The sequence below is a fragment of the Pseudomonas sp. PK-RTE-24 genome (assembly GCF_054052265.1).
On sequence record NZ_CM133224.1, the window covers coordinates 5695588 to 5713157 of the forward strand.

Annotated in this window: 17 protein-coding genes; all 17 read right to left on the bottom strand. The window is 59.9% G+C overall.

Features of this window, described 5'->3' with window-relative positions; all coding sequences use genetic code 11:
- Window position 1: 1 nt before the first annotated feature.
- The 17 genes from fliG to pseF all read right to left on the bottom strand — a co-directional run bounded on the left by fliG (window position 2) and on the right by pseF (window position 17567).
- Window positions 2-1021, bottom strand: coding sequence for a flagellar motor switch protein FliG (gene fliG, locus ACV8MC_RS25620; protein WP_016771079.1), 1020 nt, complete (start codon window positions 1019-1021; stop codon window positions 2-4).
- Complete coding sequence (fliF, locus tag ACV8MC_RS25625; RefSeq protein ID WP_041479017.1) at window positions 1014-2801, bottom strand: flagellar basal-body MS-ring/collar protein FliF; 1788 nt, start codon at window positions 2799-2801, stop codon at window positions 1014-1016. The genes fliG and fliF overlap by 8 nt, the downstream gene beginning before the upstream one ends.
- A gap of 14 nt (window positions 2802-2815) precedes the next feature.
- The gene (gene fliE / locus ACV8MC_RS25630; RefSeq protein WP_016771081.1) at window positions 2816-3145 is read right to left on the bottom strand and encodes a flagellar hook-basal body complex protein FliE; all 330 of its coding nucleotides are present in this window, start codon (window positions 3143-3145) and stop codon (window positions 2816-2818) included.
- A gap of 128 nt (window positions 3146-3273) precedes the next feature.
- Window positions 3274-4656, bottom strand: coding sequence for a sigma-54-dependent transcriptional regulator (locus ACV8MC_RS25635; protein WP_252869006.1), 1383 nt, complete (start codon window positions 4654-4656; stop codon window positions 3274-3276).
- Between the two features lie 5 nt (window positions 4657-4661).
- Window positions 4662-5873 carry a sensor histidine kinase gene (locus ACV8MC_RS25640; protein WP_457263991.1) on the bottom strand — a complete coding sequence of 404 codons (1212 nt, stop codon included), beginning with the start codon at window positions 5871-5873 and terminating at the stop codon, window positions 4662-4664.
- A gap of 110 nt (window positions 5874-5983) precedes the next feature.
- On the bottom strand, window positions 5984-7459 hold the full coding sequence (locus ACV8MC_RS25645; RefSeq protein WP_041479014.1) for a sigma-54 dependent transcriptional regulator: 1476 nt from the start codon (window positions 7457-7459) through the stop codon (window positions 5984-5986).
- A gap of 172 nt (window positions 7460-7631) precedes the next feature.
- Window positions 7632-7928: a flagellar protein FliT gene (locus ACV8MC_RS25650; protein ID WP_353188358.1), complete on the bottom strand. Its 297-nt coding sequence runs from the start codon at window positions 7926-7928 to the stop codon at window positions 7632-7634.
- A gap of 11 nt (window positions 7929-7939) precedes the next feature.
- Window positions 7940-8338 carry a flagellar export chaperone FliS gene (gene fliS, locus ACV8MC_RS25655; RefSeq protein WP_041479013.1) on the bottom strand — a complete coding sequence of 133 codons (399 nt, stop codon included), beginning with the start codon at window positions 8336-8338 and terminating at the stop codon, window positions 7940-7942.
- A gap of 129 nt (window positions 8339-8467) precedes the next feature.
- A complete protein-coding gene (gene fliD, locus ACV8MC_RS25660) occupies window positions 8468-9916 on the bottom strand; it encodes a flagellar filament capping protein FliD (protein ID WP_095180716.1) in 1449 nt (482 codons plus the stop codon).
- Between the two features lie 82 nt (window positions 9917-9998).
- Window positions 9999-10355: a flagellar protein FlaG gene (locus ACV8MC_RS25665; protein ID WP_041479011.1), complete on the bottom strand. Its 357-nt coding sequence runs from the start codon at window positions 10353-10355 to the stop codon at window positions 9999-10001.
- 72 nt (window positions 10356-10427) lie between these two features.
- Window positions 10428-11288: a flagellin domain-containing protein gene (locus ACV8MC_RS25670; RefSeq protein WP_016771090.1), complete on the bottom strand. Its 861-nt coding sequence runs from the start codon at window positions 11286-11288 to the stop codon at window positions 10428-10430.
- A gap of 242 nt (window positions 11289-11530) precedes the next feature.
- Window positions 11531-11797, bottom strand: coding sequence for a hypothetical protein (locus ACV8MC_RS25675; protein ID WP_457263995.1), 267 nt, complete (start codon window positions 11795-11797; stop codon window positions 11531-11533).
- Window positions 11794-13083 (bottom strand): motility associated factor glycosyltransferase family protein, encoded by a 1290-nt coding sequence (locus ACV8MC_RS25680; protein ID WP_457263997.1) that lies wholly within the window; start codon window positions 13081-13083, stop codon window positions 11794-11796. Before ACV8MC_RS25680 ends, ACV8MC_RS25675 begins: the two co-directional genes overlap by 4 nt.
- An 87-nt stretch (window positions 13084-13170) precedes the next feature.
- Window positions 13171-14097 carry a ketoacyl-ACP synthase III gene (locus ACV8MC_RS25685; RefSeq protein ID WP_016771093.1) on the bottom strand — a complete coding sequence of 309 codons (927 nt, stop codon included), beginning with the start codon at window positions 14095-14097 and terminating at the stop codon, window positions 13171-13173.
- A 227-nt stretch (window positions 14098-14324) separates the two neighbouring features.
- Window positions 14325-15377, bottom strand: coding sequence for a pseudaminic acid synthase (gene pseI / locus ACV8MC_RS25690; RefSeq protein WP_375123280.1), 1053 nt, complete (start codon window positions 15375-15377; stop codon window positions 14325-14327).
- Window positions 15370-16875 carry a UDP-2,4-diacetamido-2,4,6-trideoxy-beta-L-altropyranose hydrolase gene (gene pseG, locus ACV8MC_RS25695; protein ID WP_095180712.1) on the bottom strand — a complete coding sequence of 502 codons (1506 nt, stop codon included), beginning with the start codon at window positions 16873-16875 and terminating at the stop codon, window positions 15370-15372. The genes pseI and pseG overlap by 8 nt, the downstream gene beginning before the upstream one ends.
- Window positions 16872-17567 carry a pseudaminic acid cytidylyltransferase gene (pseF, locus tag ACV8MC_RS25700; protein ID WP_457264000.1) on the bottom strand — a complete coding sequence of 232 codons (696 nt, stop codon included), beginning with the start codon at window positions 17565-17567 and terminating at the stop codon, window positions 16872-16874. Before pseF ends, pseG begins: the two co-directional genes overlap by 4 nt.
- Between the last annotated feature and the right edge of the window lie 3 nt (window positions 17568-17570).

Below are 17570 nucleotides of genomic sequence, written 5' to 3' on the forward strand. Positions count from 1 at the left end.
CTTAGATCATTTCCTCGCCGCCCTTGCCACCGAGCACGATCTCGCCGGCTTCGGCCATACGACGGGCAATGGTGAGGATTTCCTTCTGCGCGGTTTCGACGTCGCTGACGCGCACCGGGCCTTTCGCCTCGAGGTCGTCGCGCAACAGTTCGGCGGCACGCTTGGACATGTTCTTGAAGATCTTTTCCTTGACGCCCTCGTCCGAGCCCTTGAGGGCCAGCACCAGCACATCGGAAGAGACTTCGCGCAACAGGGCCTGAATGCCACGGTCGTCGACGTCGGCAAGGTTGTTGAACACGAACATGAGGTCTTCGATCTGACCGGACAGGTCTTCGTCGACTTCGCGGATCGAGTCCATGAGCTGGCCTTCGATCGAGCTGTCGAGGAAGTTCATGATGTCGGCCGCACGCTTGATGCCACCCAAGGTGGTGCGCGAGGCATTCGAGTTGCCGGAGAACTGTTTCTCGAGAATCTGGTTGAGTTCTTTCAAGGCGGCCGGTTGCACGGTGTTCAACGACGAGACGCGCAGGATGATGTCCAGACGCACTTTATGGTCGAAGTTGCCGAGCACTTCACCGGCCTGATCCGGGTCGAGGTACGCGACCACGATCGCCTGGATCTGCGGGTGCTCATAACGGATGACGTCGGCGACTGCGCGCGGCTCCATCCATTTCAGGCTGTCGAGGCCACTGGTGTTGCCGCCGAGCAGGATGCGGTCGATCAGGCCGTTGGCCTTGTCTTCGCCCAGGGCCTGGGTGAGCATCTTGCGTACGTAGTCGTCGGATCCGACGCCGAGGCTGGTCTGATCGCCGACGATGTCGACGAACTCGCTCATCACCTGCTCGACCTGTTCGCGATGGACGTTGCCCATCTGCGCCATGGCCACGCCGACGCGCTGAACCTCTTTGGGCCCCATGTGGCGCAACACTTGCGCAGCATCGGTCGAACCCAGGGACAGCAGCAGAATCGCGGCTTTGTCGACCTTGGTCAGTTTGACGGTGGCGGCTCGGTTATCACTCATCTGCGTTAATCCACTCTTTCACGACCTGAGCCACGCGACCCGGGTCTTCAGCTACCAGACTCTTGATTGCATTCAGCTGCGCGTCATAACCCTCGCTCGGGCTCGGCAACAGAATGCTCTGCGGACCACCGAGGCTCACGCGGTCGTTGGCCAGTTCGCCGTCCAGGCCGCCCATGCCACCGAGTTCCACGTCGCTGCCCAGACCGGCCAGCTCCTTGCCTTTGCCACCGCCGGTGATGTTGTTGAGCACCGGACGCAGCACACCAAACACCAGTACGAGGATGAACAGCACACCCAGCACTTGTTTGACGATGTCCCAGAACCAAGGCTGGGAGTAGAACGGAATATCGGCAATCACTTCGCCGCGCTCGGCGGAGAACGGCATGTTGATCACGCTGACGCTGTCGCCACGGCTGGCGTCGAAACCGACGGCGTCCTGCACCAGACGGGTGAAGCGCGCCAATTCGTCGGCGCTCCACGGCGCACGGCTGGTTTCACCGTTGGCCGGGTTGATCTTGACCTGATCGTCGACCACCACCGACACCGACAGGCGATTGAGACGGCCCTGCTGCTGCTTGGTGTGGCTGATCGAACGGTCGAGCTCGAAGTTCTTGGTCGATTGTTGACGCTTGTCCGCCGGGTACGGTGCGAGCATCGGCTGGCCGGTGGCCGGGTCCATGATCTGCTGGCCGTTGGCATCAACCAAAGGCTGACCTGGCTGAATCATTCCGGCCGGTGCGGCGGTGCCACCGGTGGTCTGCGGCGCCGAGGCAGGCGACGGCGGCTGGTTGCTCAGGGCACCCGGCACACCTTGCGGGCCATTGCTGGCGGTGCGTTGTTCGTTGACCGACTGCTCGCTGCGCAACGCCGGTTGGTCCGGGTTGAACTGCTCGGCAGTCGATTCGACGGCACTGAAATCGACGTCGGCGGAGACTTCAGCCTTGTAACGATCGTTGCCCAGTACCGGTTGCAGAATGTTGTGCACGCGCTGGGTGAGCATGCTTTCCATGCGGCGGCTGTAATCGAACTGCTTGCCGGCCATGGTCATTTCCGAGTTCTCCGCCTGATCGGAGAGCAGGTTGCCCTTTTGATCGACGACGGTGATCTGCGATTTGCTCAACTCGGGCACGGAAGTCGCGACCAGATTGATGATCGCCACCACCTGACCCGGCTCCAGCGAACGCCCGCTGTACAGCTCGACCAGTACCGAAGCGCTCGGTTTGCGCTCGTCACGGACGAACACCGAACTCTTCGGAATGGCCAGGTGCACGCGGGCACCCTTGACGTTGTTCAGGCTGGAGATGGTCCGCGCCAGTTCGCCTTCGAGGCCGCGACGATAACGGGTCGCTTCCATGAACTGGCTGGTGCCCAGACCCTGTTCCTTGTCGAGGATTTCGAAACCGATGTTGCCGTCGCTGGGAGTGACACCAGCGGCAGCGAGTTTCATCCGCGCACGGGACAGGTCGTCGGCCTTGACCAGCAAGGCGCCGGAATTGGGTTCTACGTTGTAGGGAATGTCAGCGGCGGCCAGGGTTTCCATGACCTGCTTGGCGTCCATGCCGGCAAGGCTGCCGTACAGTGGACGGTAATCCGGCTGCTGCGACCACAGCACCACGGCAAAGCCAATCGCCACGCTCGCCGCCAGACCGACCAACAGGCCGACCTGACGCAGCACGGTCATCTGGGAAAGGTTTTCCAGAAAGGACAGGCCGAACAGCGGCGGTTTGCCGTCGATCGGGGTGGCCTTGGCCGGAACGTTATCAGCGACTGCTTCTGCCATGACTTATTTCGCCCTTAAACCGGCATCTGCATGATGTCTTGGTAAGCCTGGACCAGCTTGTTGCGCACCTGGGTCAGAGCCTGGAACGACACGCTGGCTTTTTGCGACGCAATCATGACGTCAGTCAGGTCGACACCGCTCTTGCCGATCTCGAACGCGTTGGCCAGTTGAGTCGACGCCTGCTGGGTATCGCTGACTTTATTGATCGCCTGACCGAGCATGTCGGAAAAGCTGCTGCCCGCGATTTCAGGGACAGCGGCAGTCGATTTACGCGCAGACATGGCATCCACTTTCATGGCCTGCATGTCCATCATCAACCGATTAAATTCAATACCTTGGCTCATGGTCTACTCTCTTGGGCGGCCCGCAATTTTTTGACACTCACTCGGCGGGTACACAGGTATTAGCAACAAGGGTGCCAGCTCATGGGCACCCTTCTGAGAAAAGCATCTGGAATGTTTTGCAGCATCGATCAGGTGGCGAACAGATAGCCTTCGACGTCCATCCCGGCATCGCGCATTTGCGCCAGTTTGTAGCGCAGGGTGCGCGGGCTGATGCCGAGCTTTTCGGCAGCTTCCTTGCGTCGGCCACGCTCGGCGCGCAGGGTGTCGATGATCATCTGAAACTCCCGGCGGCGCAGGTCATCGCCCAGCGCGCCGGAAGAATCCGCCTCGATTTCCACCTCGCGGATCACCGGTGCCGTGATCGGCAACGGCGCAAATGTCACCGCACCGCTCAGGCAGAAATCCTGCGGCTGAATCAAACCGCCCTGCTGCAGAATCAACGCGCGCTGAATCGCGTTGTCCAACTCCCGCACGTTGCCCGGCCACGGGTACGCGGTCAGACAAGCTTGAGCTTCGGGGGACAGCTTGGCTGCTGCGTGCTTCATTTTATTGACGTGTTTGGCCAACAATTTTTCCGCCAGCGGCAGGATATCGGCAGTGCGCTCGCGAAGTGGACGCCAGGCCAAGGGAAAAACCGACAAGCGGTAAAACAGGTCTTCGCGAAAACGCCCCGCCGCCACTTCGCCGGCCAGATCACGGTTGGTCGTGGCGACCACGCGAATGTCCAGACTGATCGGCTTGCGCGCGCCCACTCGCTCCACTTCCCGCTCTTGCAGAACGCGCAGCAGCTTCGCTTGCAGGCCCAGTGGCATTTCGGAAATTTCATCGAGCAGAATGGTGCCGCCGTCCGCCTGCTCGAACTTGCCGGCCTGCGAGGCGATGGCGCCGGTGAACGAGCCCTTCTCATGGCCGAACAGTGTTGCTTCGAGCATGTTGTCGGGGATCGCCGCGCAGTTGATCGCAATAAACGGCTGGCTCGCCCGTCGCGATTGCTGGTGGATATAGCGCGCCAGCACTTCTTTACCGGTGCCGGACTCGCCGGAGATGAGGACAGTCGAATCACTGCGCGCAACCCGCGCCGCCAACTCAAGCAACTGCGCACTGGCCGGTTCAACGGCGACGGGGCCTTCCGCTTCGCCAGCATCAATGCAGCCCAGCGCATGTCGCGCCACCAGATCGAGCAATGCCTTGGGCTCAAACGGCTTGACCAGATAATCCGCCGCGCCTTGGCGCATCGCATCGACCGCACGCTCGACGGCGCCGTGGGCGGTCATCAATAGCACCGGCAATTGCGGCTGGCGTGCGCGCAGCAACGCAAGCAATTGATGACCGTCCATGCCCGGCATGTTGACGTCGCTGACCACTAGGCTGAAAGCTTGCTGCGCGACGGCCGTCAGCGCTTCTTCGGCGCTGCCGACGGCGTGATAGTCGTGGCCGGCGAGCAGCAGCGTATCGGCCAGCGCCTCGCGCAACGAACGGTCATCCTCGACCAGCAACACCTTGATGCCCATGACGTTTATTCAACTCCTTGTGCAGCGGAAAACAGCGGCAGACTGACCTGCGCGCAAGTGCCGCGCCCGACTCGCGAACGCAGGGTCAATTCTCCCTGATGCGCACGGGCCACCGCTTTGACCACGGTCAGGCCGAGGCCGGTGCCGGTGACCTTGGTAGTAAAAAAAGGCTCGCCGAGGCGCGCCAAAACTGTCGGCTCAATGCCGCTGCCGCTGTCGCTGACACACAGACGCAGGGTGTTGCCTCTGGTGTAGCAATGCACTTTCAGGCGCGCTTCGCCAGCGCTGGCCTGAATGGCGTTTTCAATCAGATTCAGCAGCGCGCCGACCAGCGTGTCGCGGTTGCACAGCAACTCACCGGCATGGCTGTCGCACTGCCAGCGGATCGGCAGGTCCTGCACATGGGTCAGCGCCGCAGCCTGCAGCGACTGCATCAAGGCACCGGGCATGAGGCGGTCGGTCAGCGGCAATTCACCGCGAGCGAACACCAGCATGTCGCGCACTTGATGTTCGAGTTCGTGCAGACGCTCTTTCAAGCGGCCGGCAAAGCGTTGTTGGGTTTCCACTGGCAGTTGCTGTTCAGTCAAATGACTGGCGTAGAGCAAAGCGGCGGACAGCGGCGTGCGAATCTGGTGGGCCAGCGAGGCGACCATGCGCCCCAGCGATGACAAACGTTCGTGGCGCGCCAACTGGTCTTGCAGATGACGTGTTTCCGTCAAGTCGTTGAGCAGCACCAACTGCCCCGGCTCGGCATCCAGCGAGCGGGTGGAAATCGACAGGCGTCGACCGTTTTTCAAGGAGATTTCATGACCGTCGTCTTCACGGGGAGCGAAGCAGCGCGCGATCACATGGCGCCAGAGTTCGCCCTCGAGTGGCGAGCCGAGCAGATCGATGGCGGCAGGATTGGCTTCGCGCACCAGACCGTGGCCGTCGATGACGATGACGCCGCCGGGCAACAGGTCGAGGAGGTTTTGCAGGCGATTGGCCAGGCGTTCTTTTTCCGCCAGCTCCTGCATGCGCTGGGCGCTGACCACGGCCAGCTCACCCTTGAGTTCGGTGACCCGCGCTTCGAGCAGGCTGTAGGAGTCGGTCAGCTGGCTCGACATCTGGTTGAACAGCTGGAAGGCCTGCTCAAGTCCCTGACGACTTGCCTGCTCTACGGACGAGGGTTGCCCCACGATATTGGAGGCAGAAGAGATCTGGGCGGCTTGGGGCATTGGGCTCTCTCGCTTGGCTGACCGTCAGTGAAACGGAACGTTGCGAGGGCTGTAGCAATACCCGTGCCTAAAAAAAACCGCTTATAAATGAAGCGCTTGAAAAACAGGCGTCAATCATCCGCCTGTTCATCTCCTCCAGCCCGGCTCATGCCGTACTTGCGCATCTTCTCGACCAGGGTGGTGCGACGAATACGCAGACGCTCAGCGGCACGGGCGACAATGCCATTGGCATCGTCCAGCGCTTGCTGAATCAGGCCCTGCTCCAGGCCACCGAGGTAGTCCTTGAGGTCGAGACCTTCCGGCGGCAGCAACGCGTTGGCGCTGAAGTCCGGCGTATGACCGTTGATGGCAACGCGTTCTTCCAGATCGCTGCGCAGGCTGTCGACCATCTGCTCGTCTTCGTCGTCGACGTAGCGGAATTTCTTCGGCAACTCGACCACGCCAATCACCCCGTACGGGTGCATGATCGCCATGCGCTCGACCAGGTTGGCGAGTTCGCGGACGTTGCCCGGCCAGCCGTGACGGCACAGCGACATGATCGCCGCCGAGTTGAAACGGATCGAACCGCGCTTCTCGTGCTCCATGCGCGAGATCAGTTCGTTCATCAGCAGCGGGATGTCTTCGACGCGCTCACGCAGCGGCGCCATCTCGATCGGGAACACGTTCAGGCGATAGTAGAGGTCTTCACGGAACGAGCCGATCTCGATCATGCTTTCGAGATTCTTGTGCGTTGCGGCAATGATGCGCACGTCGACGCTCTGGGTCTTGTTGCTGCCCACGCGTTCGAAGGTGCGCTCTTGCAATACGCGCAGCAGCTTGACCTGCATCGGCAGCGGCATGTCGCCGATTTCGTCGAGAAACAGCGTGCCGCCGTTGGCCAGCTCAAAGCGCCCGGCACGGCTGGTGATCGCGCCAGTGAAGGCGCCCTTCTCGTGGCCGAACAGTTCGCTTTCCAGCAGCTCTGCCGGGATCGCCCCGCAGTTGACCGGCACGAATGGCGCGTCGCGGCGTTTGGAGTGGTAGTGCAGGTTGCGCGCGACCACTTCCTTGCCGGTGCCGGACTCGCCGAGGATCAGCACGCTGGCGTCGGTGTCGGCCACTTGCTGCATCATCTGCCGGACGTGCTGAATCGCACGGCTGGTGCCGACAAGACTGCGGAAAAGATTGGGTTCGCGATGACGGCCGCGTTCGCGGGCCTGGTCGTACATTTCGCGATAGACCTGGGCGCGATGCAGCGAATCGAGCAATTTGCTGTAGCTGGGCGGCATTTCCAGGGTCGACAGCACGCGGCGACGCTGGTCTTCAGGCAGGTCAACGGAAGAATTATCGCCCATTAACAAAACCGGAAGGAACTCATCCCAGGTTGCGAGTGTCTTTAGCAAGCCCAAAAGCGCGCCAGGAGCATTAACGGTCCCGATCAGTACGCAAATGACTTCACGACTAGACGACAAAGAGCCGACTGCCTGCTGCCAGTCATGGCTGCCGCAGGGTAAATTTTCTTCGCCAAGAAAATTTAGAATCACCGCCAGGTCGCGGCGGCGGACGCTATCGTCATCGATCAGCAGAATTTTGGTTTCACGCCACATGCAATAGCAACTTCCCTAGTCAACTCAATGCCCGAAAAATGGGGCAAGCGAGACGCTTGCAGGACACCTTGTGCCTGTAGACGCCCTAAACCTGATAATAGCCACTAGTTAAGTCAAAAAACCGTGCACAGTCAAATTTATGGCGCACATCTCTGGTTCAACTGACGGTTAATCAACCAAACAGATGGTAAACCTTTGCAGCCTTTTGCGCTTGGGTGATCTGCGACATCTCGTTGGCTATCGCCTGCCGCTCGCCCATTGCCACCTCGAGAAGCTCTTTGTAGACGAATAGCAGCTCTTCAAGGTTATCGCGTAACGCAACTTCGTCCAGCGAAGCTTCCGCCATGACGTCTTCCATGCAGGAACGGCAAGCCAGATCCAGCTCGCCGATGGCTTGCCAGTTTCGTTCGGCCAATGCTCCGACCAACGCTTCACGGGTATCGGCAATTCGCTGCAATACAAGACTCATGGTGATCTCCTTCAGAACTGCGGAGCCGGCACGGGCGCGATGGCGTCCCAACCTTCTTTGACCGTGGTCAGCAGGCCGGCGACTTCGTCGAGTACACGGGGATCGCTGCTGATGTTCGCCTCGGCGAGGCGCTTCATCATGTAGATGTACAGGCCATCCAGATCGGCCAGTGCCTCTGCATTGTTTTCAAGGTCGAGACCTTCACGCAGGCCACTGACAATGCCGATGGCCTTGCTGATCGCCGTGCACTTGCCGGGAATATCCTTGCGCTCAATGGCGCCCTTGGCCTGCGCAATCCGGGCCAGGCCACCTTCCATCAACATTTGCACCAGGCGGTGCGGGCTCGCTTCGGACGTCTGCGCATGGGCGCCGACTTTCTGGTACTGCCGAAGGGCTAACATCGGGTTCATGTTCTACCTCATTGCCACGTTGACTCGTATAACCAGTGTATCGCCAACCGGCCCGAAAACTTTAGATCAAAAGACAAAAACCCGGCGCACGCCGATAAAGCGTAGCCGGGTTTTTGTCGTTACTGACTGTTACTTCGCGGACTGCTGAGCGTTCAGCGAGCTGAAGAACGACGTGATGTTGCTCGCCGTTGCCTTCATCTGCCCTACCAGCAAGTCCATGGCGTTGTACTTGGCGGTCAATGTCGACGTCAGGTTGGCAACCCGCAGATCCAGCGCCGCCTGCTGCTTCTGCAAGCCGCTCGTCAGACTCGCCAAGTTGGAGCTGCGCTGATCCAGCAGCCCACCGGTCTTGACGTACGGATCAACCGCCGCAGTCATACGCGCCAACAGACCATTCTTGGCGTCGGTGCCGCTGAAGAGCTGCTGAACCTGGCCAGCCATGCCTGGGATTTCCATACGCTTGTTGAACACTGCAGTATCGAGCGTCAGCAAACCGGTTTTACTGTCAGTCAACACACCCATCTGTGAAAGCACGGACAATTGGCCTGCTCCGCCCGCCCCTGGATCTGTCAACTGAGCGCGCACGTCCGCCATCAACGAACGCGGCAGAGCGTCACCAGTGAACGCCGCCGAAACGGTCAGATTGCCATCGGCATCCGGCGTTGCCTTGGACAAGGTGTCGATGGTTTTCTTCAGGGTGTTATAGGAATCGATGAACGATTGCAGCGATGTCTGGATGCCGGCGGTATTGGTCGCAACCGATACAGTAGCCGGCGTTGGCACGCCGCCCACGACGGGACTCGCAGTGACCAGATTCAGCGTCATGCCGCTGATCGCACCGGTGACGGTGTTGGTCTTGCTGGTAACGGCCAGTCCGTCGATGGTCAGGCTCGCGTCCTTGGCCACATCACCGACCGCACCGGATGCCCCTGCCGCAGGACTGTCACCCATCTTCTGGGTGCCATCGATCTCGAGACCGGCGATACCGCTGACCTGCAGGTCCATGCCGGCGCCCGTCTTGTTGGAGCTCAGTACCAGACGCGAGGCGCCGGTACTGTCAGTCACGATGTTCGCGGAAATGCCATTGCTGGACTGCGCGGTGTTGATCGCATCGCGCGTGGACTGCAAGGTGGCATTGGCCGGAATCGCGACATTGTAATCAATGCCATTCTGACTGATTTTCAGAGTACCACTCGGAATGGCACTGGCGGCCCCGCCGGCAAAGGCGGCACTGGCAACTTTGGAGCCGGTGGCCAGGTTTTTCACGACTACGCTGTAAGTACCCGGCACGGCGGTTTTATCCGAAGTGGCACCGACGACAGTTGGCGTATCCGAGGTTGCAGTAAAACCGGCAAACGCCGGGCTTGTTGCCTTGTTCAGATCACCCATCGCTTTCTGATAGGCCGCCAGTGCACTTTTCAGCGAACCAACGCCGGAAATCTTCAGGCTGTTGCTTTTGGTCGCGGTATCGATCTGCGTCTGCTTGGCAGACTTGTCGGCGTTGACCAGCGCGGTCACGATCGCGCCGATGTCCAGGCCGGAACCCAGTCCGGAACCCGGTAAAATTGGACTTGCCATGTGCATCTCCCTTCAGATTGCTGCCATTCTTTTGACCGTTACACGCGTCCTGAGAACGAACAAACACTATTCATGCCATTTATCAGACCTTGGCGTCGAACAATACATGACTTGCATTGGCGAGGCTGTCGGCCAGTTTGAGGGCTTCGGCGGAAGGAATCTGTCGAACGACTTCACCCGTCTCGCTCGCGATCACCTTGACGATGACCTTGCCGGAATGCTCGTCAATCGAGAACTCCAGATTACGCTTGATCGACTGGACGAACTTTTCGATCTCTTGCACCGCCAGCTTCAACTTGGCGCCGTCCGAATCCTGATCCTTGGCAGCGACCGGTGCTTCAGTCTTTTGGACTTTAGGCAGCTCTGACGGTTTGTCAGCAACCGGTGTCACTGGCTTGGGAGCCGGATAAGACACGTTAAGCTTTACGCTCATGTCCATGCCCATCACCTCTTAACGTAAAAAAGCGAGAGAGCACGACAAGCGCACTCCCCCGCCTAAACTTGTTCCGGATTACTGAAGCAGCTTCAGTACAGCGGAAGGCAGTTGGTTGGCTTGAGCCAGTACGGAGGTCGAAGCTTGCTGCAGAGTCTGCTGCTTGGTCAGGTTAGCAGTTTCTGCGGCGAAGTCGGTGTCCTGTACACGACCCTGAGCAGCGGTGGTGTTTTCAGTGATGTTCTGCAGGTTGGAGATGGTGCTGGTCAGACGGTTTTGCGAAGCACCCAGGCTGGCACGGGTTGCACCGATTGCAGCGATAGCGGCGTCGATTGCAGTGATCGCGTTGTCGATGTTCTGCGAAGCAGAACCAGCACCAGTACCCGAAGTACCGGTCAGAACTACAGTACCGCTACCTACCGACAGGCTGACGGCGTCGAACTTGGAGCTCAGTACCAGGTCGATGTGGTTAGCCGAACCGGTGTTTGCGCCAACTTGCAGGGTCACAGTACCAGCCGAACCGTCCAGCAGGTTTTTGCCGTTCAGGTTGGTAGCAGCCGAGATACGGGTGATTTCGTCAGACATCTGAGCGAATTCAGCGTTGGTAGCGGTCTGGTCAGCGGTGCCGTTGGTACCGTTACGAGCTTTAACAGCCAGTTCACGCATACGCTGCAGGATGTCGGTCGAAGCTTGCAGAGCGCCTTCAGCGGTCTGGGCAACGGAGATACCGTCGTTGGCGTTCTGGATGGCCTGGGTGTTACCGCGGATCTGCGAGGACATACGGTTGGAGATCTGCAGGCCAGCGGCGTCGTCTTTGGCGCTGTTGATTTTCAGGCCGGAAGACAGGCGCTGCATCGAGGTGGACAGAGCGTCGGAAGCGCGGTTCAGGTTTTTCTGAACGTTCAACGATGTGGTGTTGGTGTTTACTGTTAAAGCCATGACGAATTCCTCGTTGGTTGGGTACTGCGGCTTCCGGCCCTGGCAACCGCCGGGTATGGCCTAGAGAACCTTCGTAATAGTTATCGTCGGGTTTGCAGGTTGCTTGAGGGCTTTTTGAAAAAATTTTGCCATCACCACGCCACCCCCGAGAAAACAAAGACTTAGCAGCACATCCAGCGCGAAAAAATGACGTCATAAAACCGCCTGTAACGCAAAGCCGCGGGCCAGCGCGGCGCAGCGGTTCAGCGCCTGGCACTTTCCAGCAATTCGACCAGTTCGTATTCCATATAGTCAGCCAGGCCCAACCAGTCCTGGCGCTCCTGACAGTCGAGCATTTGCGTGAGCACCTGTGCCCAGTCCTGCTGCACCTTCTCCGAGGCAGACGCCAGGCATAGTTGAGCCTGTTCGAATACATCGACCATCGTCAACGCCGCCTCGACATCACGCCCCAAGCGAAACAAAGCCGCGCACTGGCGGCACTGATGCTGACACTGACTCAGCGCACTCATTGCACGAACTCCGGATTGAAAGCGGTCCCGGCAATCGATGCACCGGCGCGGCTGCTGTTGAGAAACTCGACCTGCGGATGCGCGGCGATATAACGCTCAAGCACACATAGATAGCCGCGAAAATTCAGCTGAGTGCTGACGCGCTGACCATGACCATCGCGCACCCAGTGCCGCGCCTGGGCCAGCGGCGGGCCTAAATCGCCGTCGTCCCAACCGGCGTGGGTCTTGTTCATCGGGAAGGCGAAGTCGGCGCCAAACAGAGTGATTCGACTCGCGCCCATTTTTACCGCGAGATCCACCGCCGGATGGATCACGCTACCGCCGACATGCAGCTCACCGCGTGGATACTGTTCTCGCAGGTCGCTGTAGATCGGGCTGGCCGAATAGCCGCCATAACGCTTGCCCTTCCATGCCTTCAATACCTGCGGATCGCTCATCGGCAGGTACACCAGCGTAATGCCGTCAGACGTCTCGAAGGGCAGATGCCGAAAGCCGATGCGCTGATCGATGCTCACCACCAAATCAGGCTCGATGCCGTGCTCACGCAATGGCCGATAGGCCGTATCAACGCAGATGAACAACGGCCGCTCAGCAAGCTGACGGATCGCCGCCAGACGTTCGAAATGCTGCTCCAGTGTCGGCCCGGTGGCGATCACGTAGATTTCACGTCCAGCGCAACTGCCGAACAGCTGCGCGACATCGTCATCGCCAAGCAGCACCGGCAGACATTCCTGCAAGCGTTGCTGGATTTCTGGCGACTGCGGATCGAAATCGCGATTGTTGAATGTCAGGTGCACTTCATTGATCAGCCGGTCGCGGACCTTTGCATTGAAGTCATCGGCCAGCAGCATCTCGGCCGGCAAGGCAAAGAATGGCGTGAAGAAGTCAGGGTGATCACCGGCGTAAAACAGTTCGACCCGAGGATCCTCCAGCCATTGGCGCTGATCGAGCAGTTGCAGTACCAGCGCGAACAGCGCGCCGTTGAGAATGTGCACGTAAAGACGCTCCAGCCCTGCGCGCTCAAGCAGCACACCGGGCAAATCGCCGAGGCCAGTGCCATAGACGTGAACATGCGGTTTTTCCGGCAGGCTCGCCGCCTGGATTTGCGCCTCATGCAGACGATCATGGCGACTGGTGAGCTGAATGCCATCGACGCTCAGCGTCGAGCCCAGTCCTTGCACGAGTTCGGCCTGCACGGACGCGCTGTCTTCAGCCATCAATCGCTCGAACAGCGCCGGCCAGCGCCGTTGCAACACCTCGGCATTGGCTTGGAAAAACTCGCTCATGGCGCCTCGCGCTCCTTCTCGGGCAAAAAAATAGCGTTCAAGGTTAACCTTGAACGCTATTTTTGTATCAGAGGTTTTTGCTGCGGCTTACGGACGATAGATGATCGCCGAGCCCCACGACAGACCGACACCAAAACCGCTCAGCGCAACGCGCTGCCAGTCAGAGTCGAGGACGTGTTTTTCCAGCAGCAGCGGAATGCTCGACGACACGGTGTTGCCGGTCTCGACCATGTCCTTGATGAACTTCTCCGGTTCGCCTTCGAAGCGTCGCGCCACGGCGTCGACAATCGCCGCGCTGCCCTGGTGAATGCAGAATGCGTCGATGTCATCGGCCTTGAGATTGGAATCGTCGAGCAACTCGTGCAAGTGCGCCGGGACTTTCAGCAGAGCGAAGTTGAAGACCTGACGACCATTCATGAAGAACACGCCGTTGCTGACTTTCAAATGCGGTGCGCCGGAACCGTCGGTGCCGAACTTGGCCTTGCCCAGCGCCCAGGTCGGGTTTTCGCCCATCCAGGTGGCGGTGGCGGCATCGCCAAACAACATGGTGGTGTTGCGGTCTTCCGGGTCAACGATTTTCGAGTACGGGTCAGCGGTGATCAGCAGGCCATTCTTCAGGCCGGCGGCTTCCATGAAGCCCTTGATCGCGTAGATGCCGTAAACATAACCGGAGCAGCCCAAAGAGATATCGAACGCTGCGACATTGGTCGGCAGGCCGAGTTTGTCCTGGACGATTGCCGCTGTGTGCGGCAGGCCTTCTTCATCACCGTTCTGGGTGACGACAATCAACGCGTCGATCGATTCACGCTTCAGTTCAGGGTTGCTGGCAAACAGCGCATTGGCCGCTTCCACGCACAGGTCAGAAGTTTCCTGCTCAGCGTCTTTGCGCGGCAGGAACGCCGAACCGATCTTGCCCAGGATGAATTCTTCATCCTTCTCGAATTTTGCACCTTGTGCGTAATTGTCCACGCCGGCTACAGGAACGTAGCTCGCAATGCTTTTTATGCCAATCATTACGGCTTCCCAATAAAAAACAGCCCAAAACCACCGCTCGCAAGGATTCGAGGGGCGCCGACAAACAGAAAACGGCCGCCACAACGGGCAGCCACGGGAAGCGCAAAGGGCTATCACTGGAACCGCAAAACGGGCCAGGCGCCATCTCCCCGGTCAATACAATACAGTGAAGATGCGCGTTATGACTCGCAGGTCACGCTATTTTGCCGAATCGATGGCAGATTGGCTTATTCGATCAGCGACCAATCCAACGGCGTGCCACGCTTGATTGCGGTGCGCGCGCGGCGTCCGAGCACGGCATCGGTGTGCTTGGGCGGCAGGCCGAGGCCGGGACGAATGGCGCGCAGATTGTCCCCGGTAAAGGCTTCACCGGCAGCCATGTCAGCGGTGACATACAGCGAGCGGCGATAGACCAGCGACTTGCGCTCGGCCTCGGTCACGCCGTAATGCACCTGGCCCATGGCTTGCCAGGCACGCTCTGTTTCGACGACCAGACTGGCCAGCTCCGCAGGCTCAAGGGAAAAACTCGCGTCGACACCACCGGCCGAACGATCAAGGGTGAAGTGTTTCTCCACCACCGTCGCGCCCAGCGCCACCGCCGCCACCGACACGCCAACGCCCATCGAATGATCTGACAGCCCCACCTCGCAACCAAACAGCTCGCGCAGATGCGGGATCGTGCGCACATTGCTGTTGAGTGGCGTGGCCGGATAAGTGCTGGTGCACTTGAGCAACACCAGATCCTTGCAGCCGGCCTCGCGGGCGGCACGCACGGTTTCATCCAGTTCGGCGATGCTGGCCATGCCGGTGGAGATGATCAGTGGTTTGCCGGTCGCTGCCACTCGACGGATCAACGGCAGATCGGTGTTTTCAAAACTGGCAATCTTGTACGCCGGCACTTCAAGGCTTTCGAGAAAATCCACCGCGCTGTCATCGAACGGCGTCGAGAACGCGAGCATCCCAAACTCCTTGGCCCGAGCAAAAATCGGCGCGTGCCACTCCCACGGTGTGTGGGCTTTTTCGTAGAGATCGTAGAGCGACGTGCCGGCCCACAGACTGCCCGGATCCTTGATGAAGAATTCGCCTTCAGCCAAATCCAGGGTCATGGTTTCGGCGGTGTAGGTTTGCAGCTTCAAGGCATGCGCCCCGGCCTTGGCTGCCGCCTCGACGATTTGCAAAGCGACGTCGAGAGACTGGTTATGGTTGCCACTCATCTCGGCAATGATGAACGGCGGCGCATCGGCACCGATGGTGTGGTGGCCAATCTTGAAACTAGACATGCGGGTGATCCTTCAAAACACGGCTGAACGCGCAGGTTTCCTGGATGAACCCGGCGTCGCGAAAAACTTTCAATGAGGACTGATTGGCGGGCATGACCCGGGCAGTGATGCGTGTCAGTTGCGGCCAGTGCGCAGCGACAAACGCTTCGCCACGGCTGAGCACTGCCCTGCCCCAACCGAGGCCGAAACGCCCTTCCAGCAGATAGATCGACACTTCGGCTTCGAACCCGCGCAAGTCGTAACGCAGCACCCCGACCGGGCCGTCGTCCGCCTCGGCAATCAGTAGCAGTCGTTGCGGGTTGCGCAAACTTGCCGTTAGCCAGTTCAGGTGTTGCGCCCAGTCGATGACGCCGGTTTCCAGCGACCAGCGCCGCACTGCTTCGGCATTGCGTCCATCGAACAGCAACTGCGCATCGTCCTGGGTTGCCGGGCGCAGTTTCAGCACCGCCCCGGCCAGCGCCGCCGCCACGCGTTCGGCACCGCGTCCGTCGACCAGTTGCCGCGAGCGCTCGGCGAGGCTGCGGCGTAGAAAATGATTGTTCACGACGAAGCCGACCGCATCACGCAACTGCTCGACGCTGACCTGCTCGCGGGCACCCATGAACACATGCGCACCGGCAGCGGCCATGACTTCGCCGTTGGCCTGCTGATTGTTCGCCACGGCGATGCAGATCGTCGGCAAACCCAACGCCGCGCGCTCCCAACTGGTGCCACCGCCGGCGCCGATAAACAGATCGGCCTCAGTCATGCGCTGATGGAAATCGCTGACGAAACTGTGCAGGCGCCAGTTCGGTCGCGTCTCGGCCAACGCTTGCATCTGCGTCCACGCCGGGTTGTCGGCGCCAGCGACGAAGTCCACCTGCAACTCAGTGAAATCAGCCAGCGCCAGCATCGCATGATGAGTCTGCCTCGCCGCGTCGAAACCGCCGAAATTCACCAGCACGCGCCGGGCCTTCGGTTTGATCTCGATGGCATCGCAGTTGAATTCTTCGCGCAGCATGGCGTAGCGCGGGCCGAGCAAGGTGCGACAGCCTGGCGGCAGCAGCGCCGCGTAGTTTTCACTCAAGCCCGAGAGGTTCTGATTGAGCAGCAGATCGACGCTGTAACGCCGCGTGGCCAGATCATCCACGGCGGCGATTCGATGCGCCCAGCGCCGGGCAGCGGTTTGCCAGTGATGATCGAGGCCGTAATGGTCGACGATGATCCAGTCGAACGGTGCCTGTCCATCCAGCAGCAGGCCCAGTGCATCAATATCGAACTGCCACGGCAACATCGATTCGATGGCCTGCAGCGGGTCTTCGTCTCGATAGCGCTCGGGCAGTGCAAAGGTCTCGAAGCCTTCGGCATTCAAGGCTTCGAGTCGATGCCCCGGCAAACGCCGACAGGCAAACGCAACATGACTGCCCTGCCCGCGCAGCATCCGCGCCAGGGTCAGGCAGCGGGCAATGTGGCCGCTGCCGATGGTTGGCGAGGCGTCGGCGCGGATCAGCACTCTCATTGCAGTTCTCCGCCGGCTCTGAGTGCGGCGTACAGATATTCGGCGCGTTGCCAGTCTTCGGGCGTGTCGATGTCCTGGACCAAATGACGCGGCAGGATCACCGGCAGGCTCGCTGGCGAGAACAGCGTCTCGCCACGCAGCCACGCTTCGCTGCGCCCCCAGTAAAACTGCCCGGCATCCTGAAACGCTTCGGGCAGATCCTGCGAACGGGTCGTACGAAATTCGGGGTACAAAGACGTCAACGCGCCCTCCTCGTCGAGGGTCAGTGCGCGCTGCACCGGGAAACCGAAACCGCACACCGAAAAGGCAAACGACTTGTGCGGATGCTGCTTGAGCAAATCCAGACCCTGACGCAGATAACGCGCCTGCAACAATGGCGCGGTCGCGTACACGCAGCAGGCGTAATCGAACGTCGGCAATTGCTGCAAGGCATGCACGATCACCGCAGCAGTACCGGTGAAATCATCGGCCAGATCGGCCGGTCGCATGAACGGCACTTCAGCGCCATGTGCTCGTGCGAAGTCGGCGATTTCGTCATCGTCGGTGCTGACCACAACGCTCTCGAACAGCCCTGACTCCAGCGCCGTGCGAATCGAGCGGACGATCATCGGTACGCCGTCGAACGGTTTGAGATTCTTGCGCGGAATGCGCTTGCTGCCACCACGGGCGGGGATGATCGCGACGCAGCTCACGGT

What these genes read in the sequence shown, in the direction of transcription:
- pseG (WP_095180712.1), bottom strand. Translation starts at nt 16,875, where the DNA reads ATGAGAGTGCTGATCCGCGCCGACGCCTCGCCAACCATCGGCAGCGGC.
- ACV8MC_RS25670 (WP_016771090.1), bottom strand. Translation starts at nt 11,288, where the DNA reads ATGGCTTTAACAGTAAACACCAACACCACATCGTTGAACGTTCAGAAA.
- pseI (WP_375123280.1), bottom strand. Translation starts at nt 15,377, where the DNA reads ATGTCTAGTTTCAAGATTGGCCACCACACCATCGGTGCCGATGCGCCG.
- ACV8MC_RS25680 (WP_457263997.1), bottom strand. Translation starts at nt 13,083, where the DNA reads ATGAGCGAGTTTTTCCAAGCCAATGCCGAGGTGTTGCAACGGCGCTGG.
- ACV8MC_RS25665 (WP_041479011.1), bottom strand. Translation starts at nt 10,355, where the DNA reads ATGGACATGAGCGTAAAGCTTAACGTGTCTTATCCGGCTCCCAAGCCA.
- fliD (WP_095180716.1), bottom strand. Translation starts at nt 9,916, where the DNA reads ATGGCAAGTCCAATTTTACCGGGTTCCGGACTGGGTTCCGGCCTGGAC.
- ACV8MC_RS25635 (WP_252869006.1), bottom strand. Translation starts at nt 4,656, where the DNA reads ATGGGCATCAAGGTGTTGCTGGTCGAGGATGACCGTTCGTTGCGCGAG.
- ACV8MC_RS25675 (WP_457263995.1), bottom strand. Translation starts at nt 11,797, where the DNA reads ATGAGTGCGCTGAGTCAGTGTCAGCATCAGTGCCGCCAGTGCGCGGCT.
- fliG (WP_016771079.1), bottom strand. Translation starts at nt 1,021, where the DNA reads ATGAGTGATAACCGAGCCGCCACCGTCAAACTGACCAAGGTCGACAAA.
- fliE (WP_016771081.1), bottom strand. Translation starts at nt 3,145, where the DNA reads ATGAGCCAAGGTATTGAATTTAATCGGTTGATGATGGACATGCAGGCC.
- ACV8MC_RS25640 (WP_457263991.1), bottom strand. Translation starts at nt 5,873, where the DNA reads ATGCCCCAAGCCGCCCAGATCTCTTCTGCCTCCAATATCGTGGGGCAA.
- fliF (WP_041479017.1), bottom strand. Translation starts at nt 2,801, where the DNA reads ATGGCAGAAGCAGTCGCTGATAACGTTCCGGCCAAGGCCACCCCGATC.
- ACV8MC_RS25645 (WP_041479014.1), bottom strand. Translation starts at nt 7,459, where the DNA reads ATGTGGCGTGAAACCAAAATTCTGCTGATCGATGACGATAGCGTCCGC.
- ACV8MC_RS25650 (WP_353188358.1), bottom strand. Translation starts at nt 7,928, where the DNA reads ATGAGTCTTGTATTGCAGCGAATTGCCGATACCCGTGAAGCGTTGGTC.
- ACV8MC_RS25685 (WP_016771093.1), bottom strand. Translation starts at nt 14,097, where the DNA reads ATGATTGGCATAAAAAGCATTGCGAGCTACGTTCCTGTAGCCGGCGTG.
- fliS (WP_041479013.1), bottom strand. Translation starts at nt 8,338, where the DNA reads ATGAACCCGATGTTAGCCCTTCGGCAGTACCAGAAAGTCGGCGCCCAT.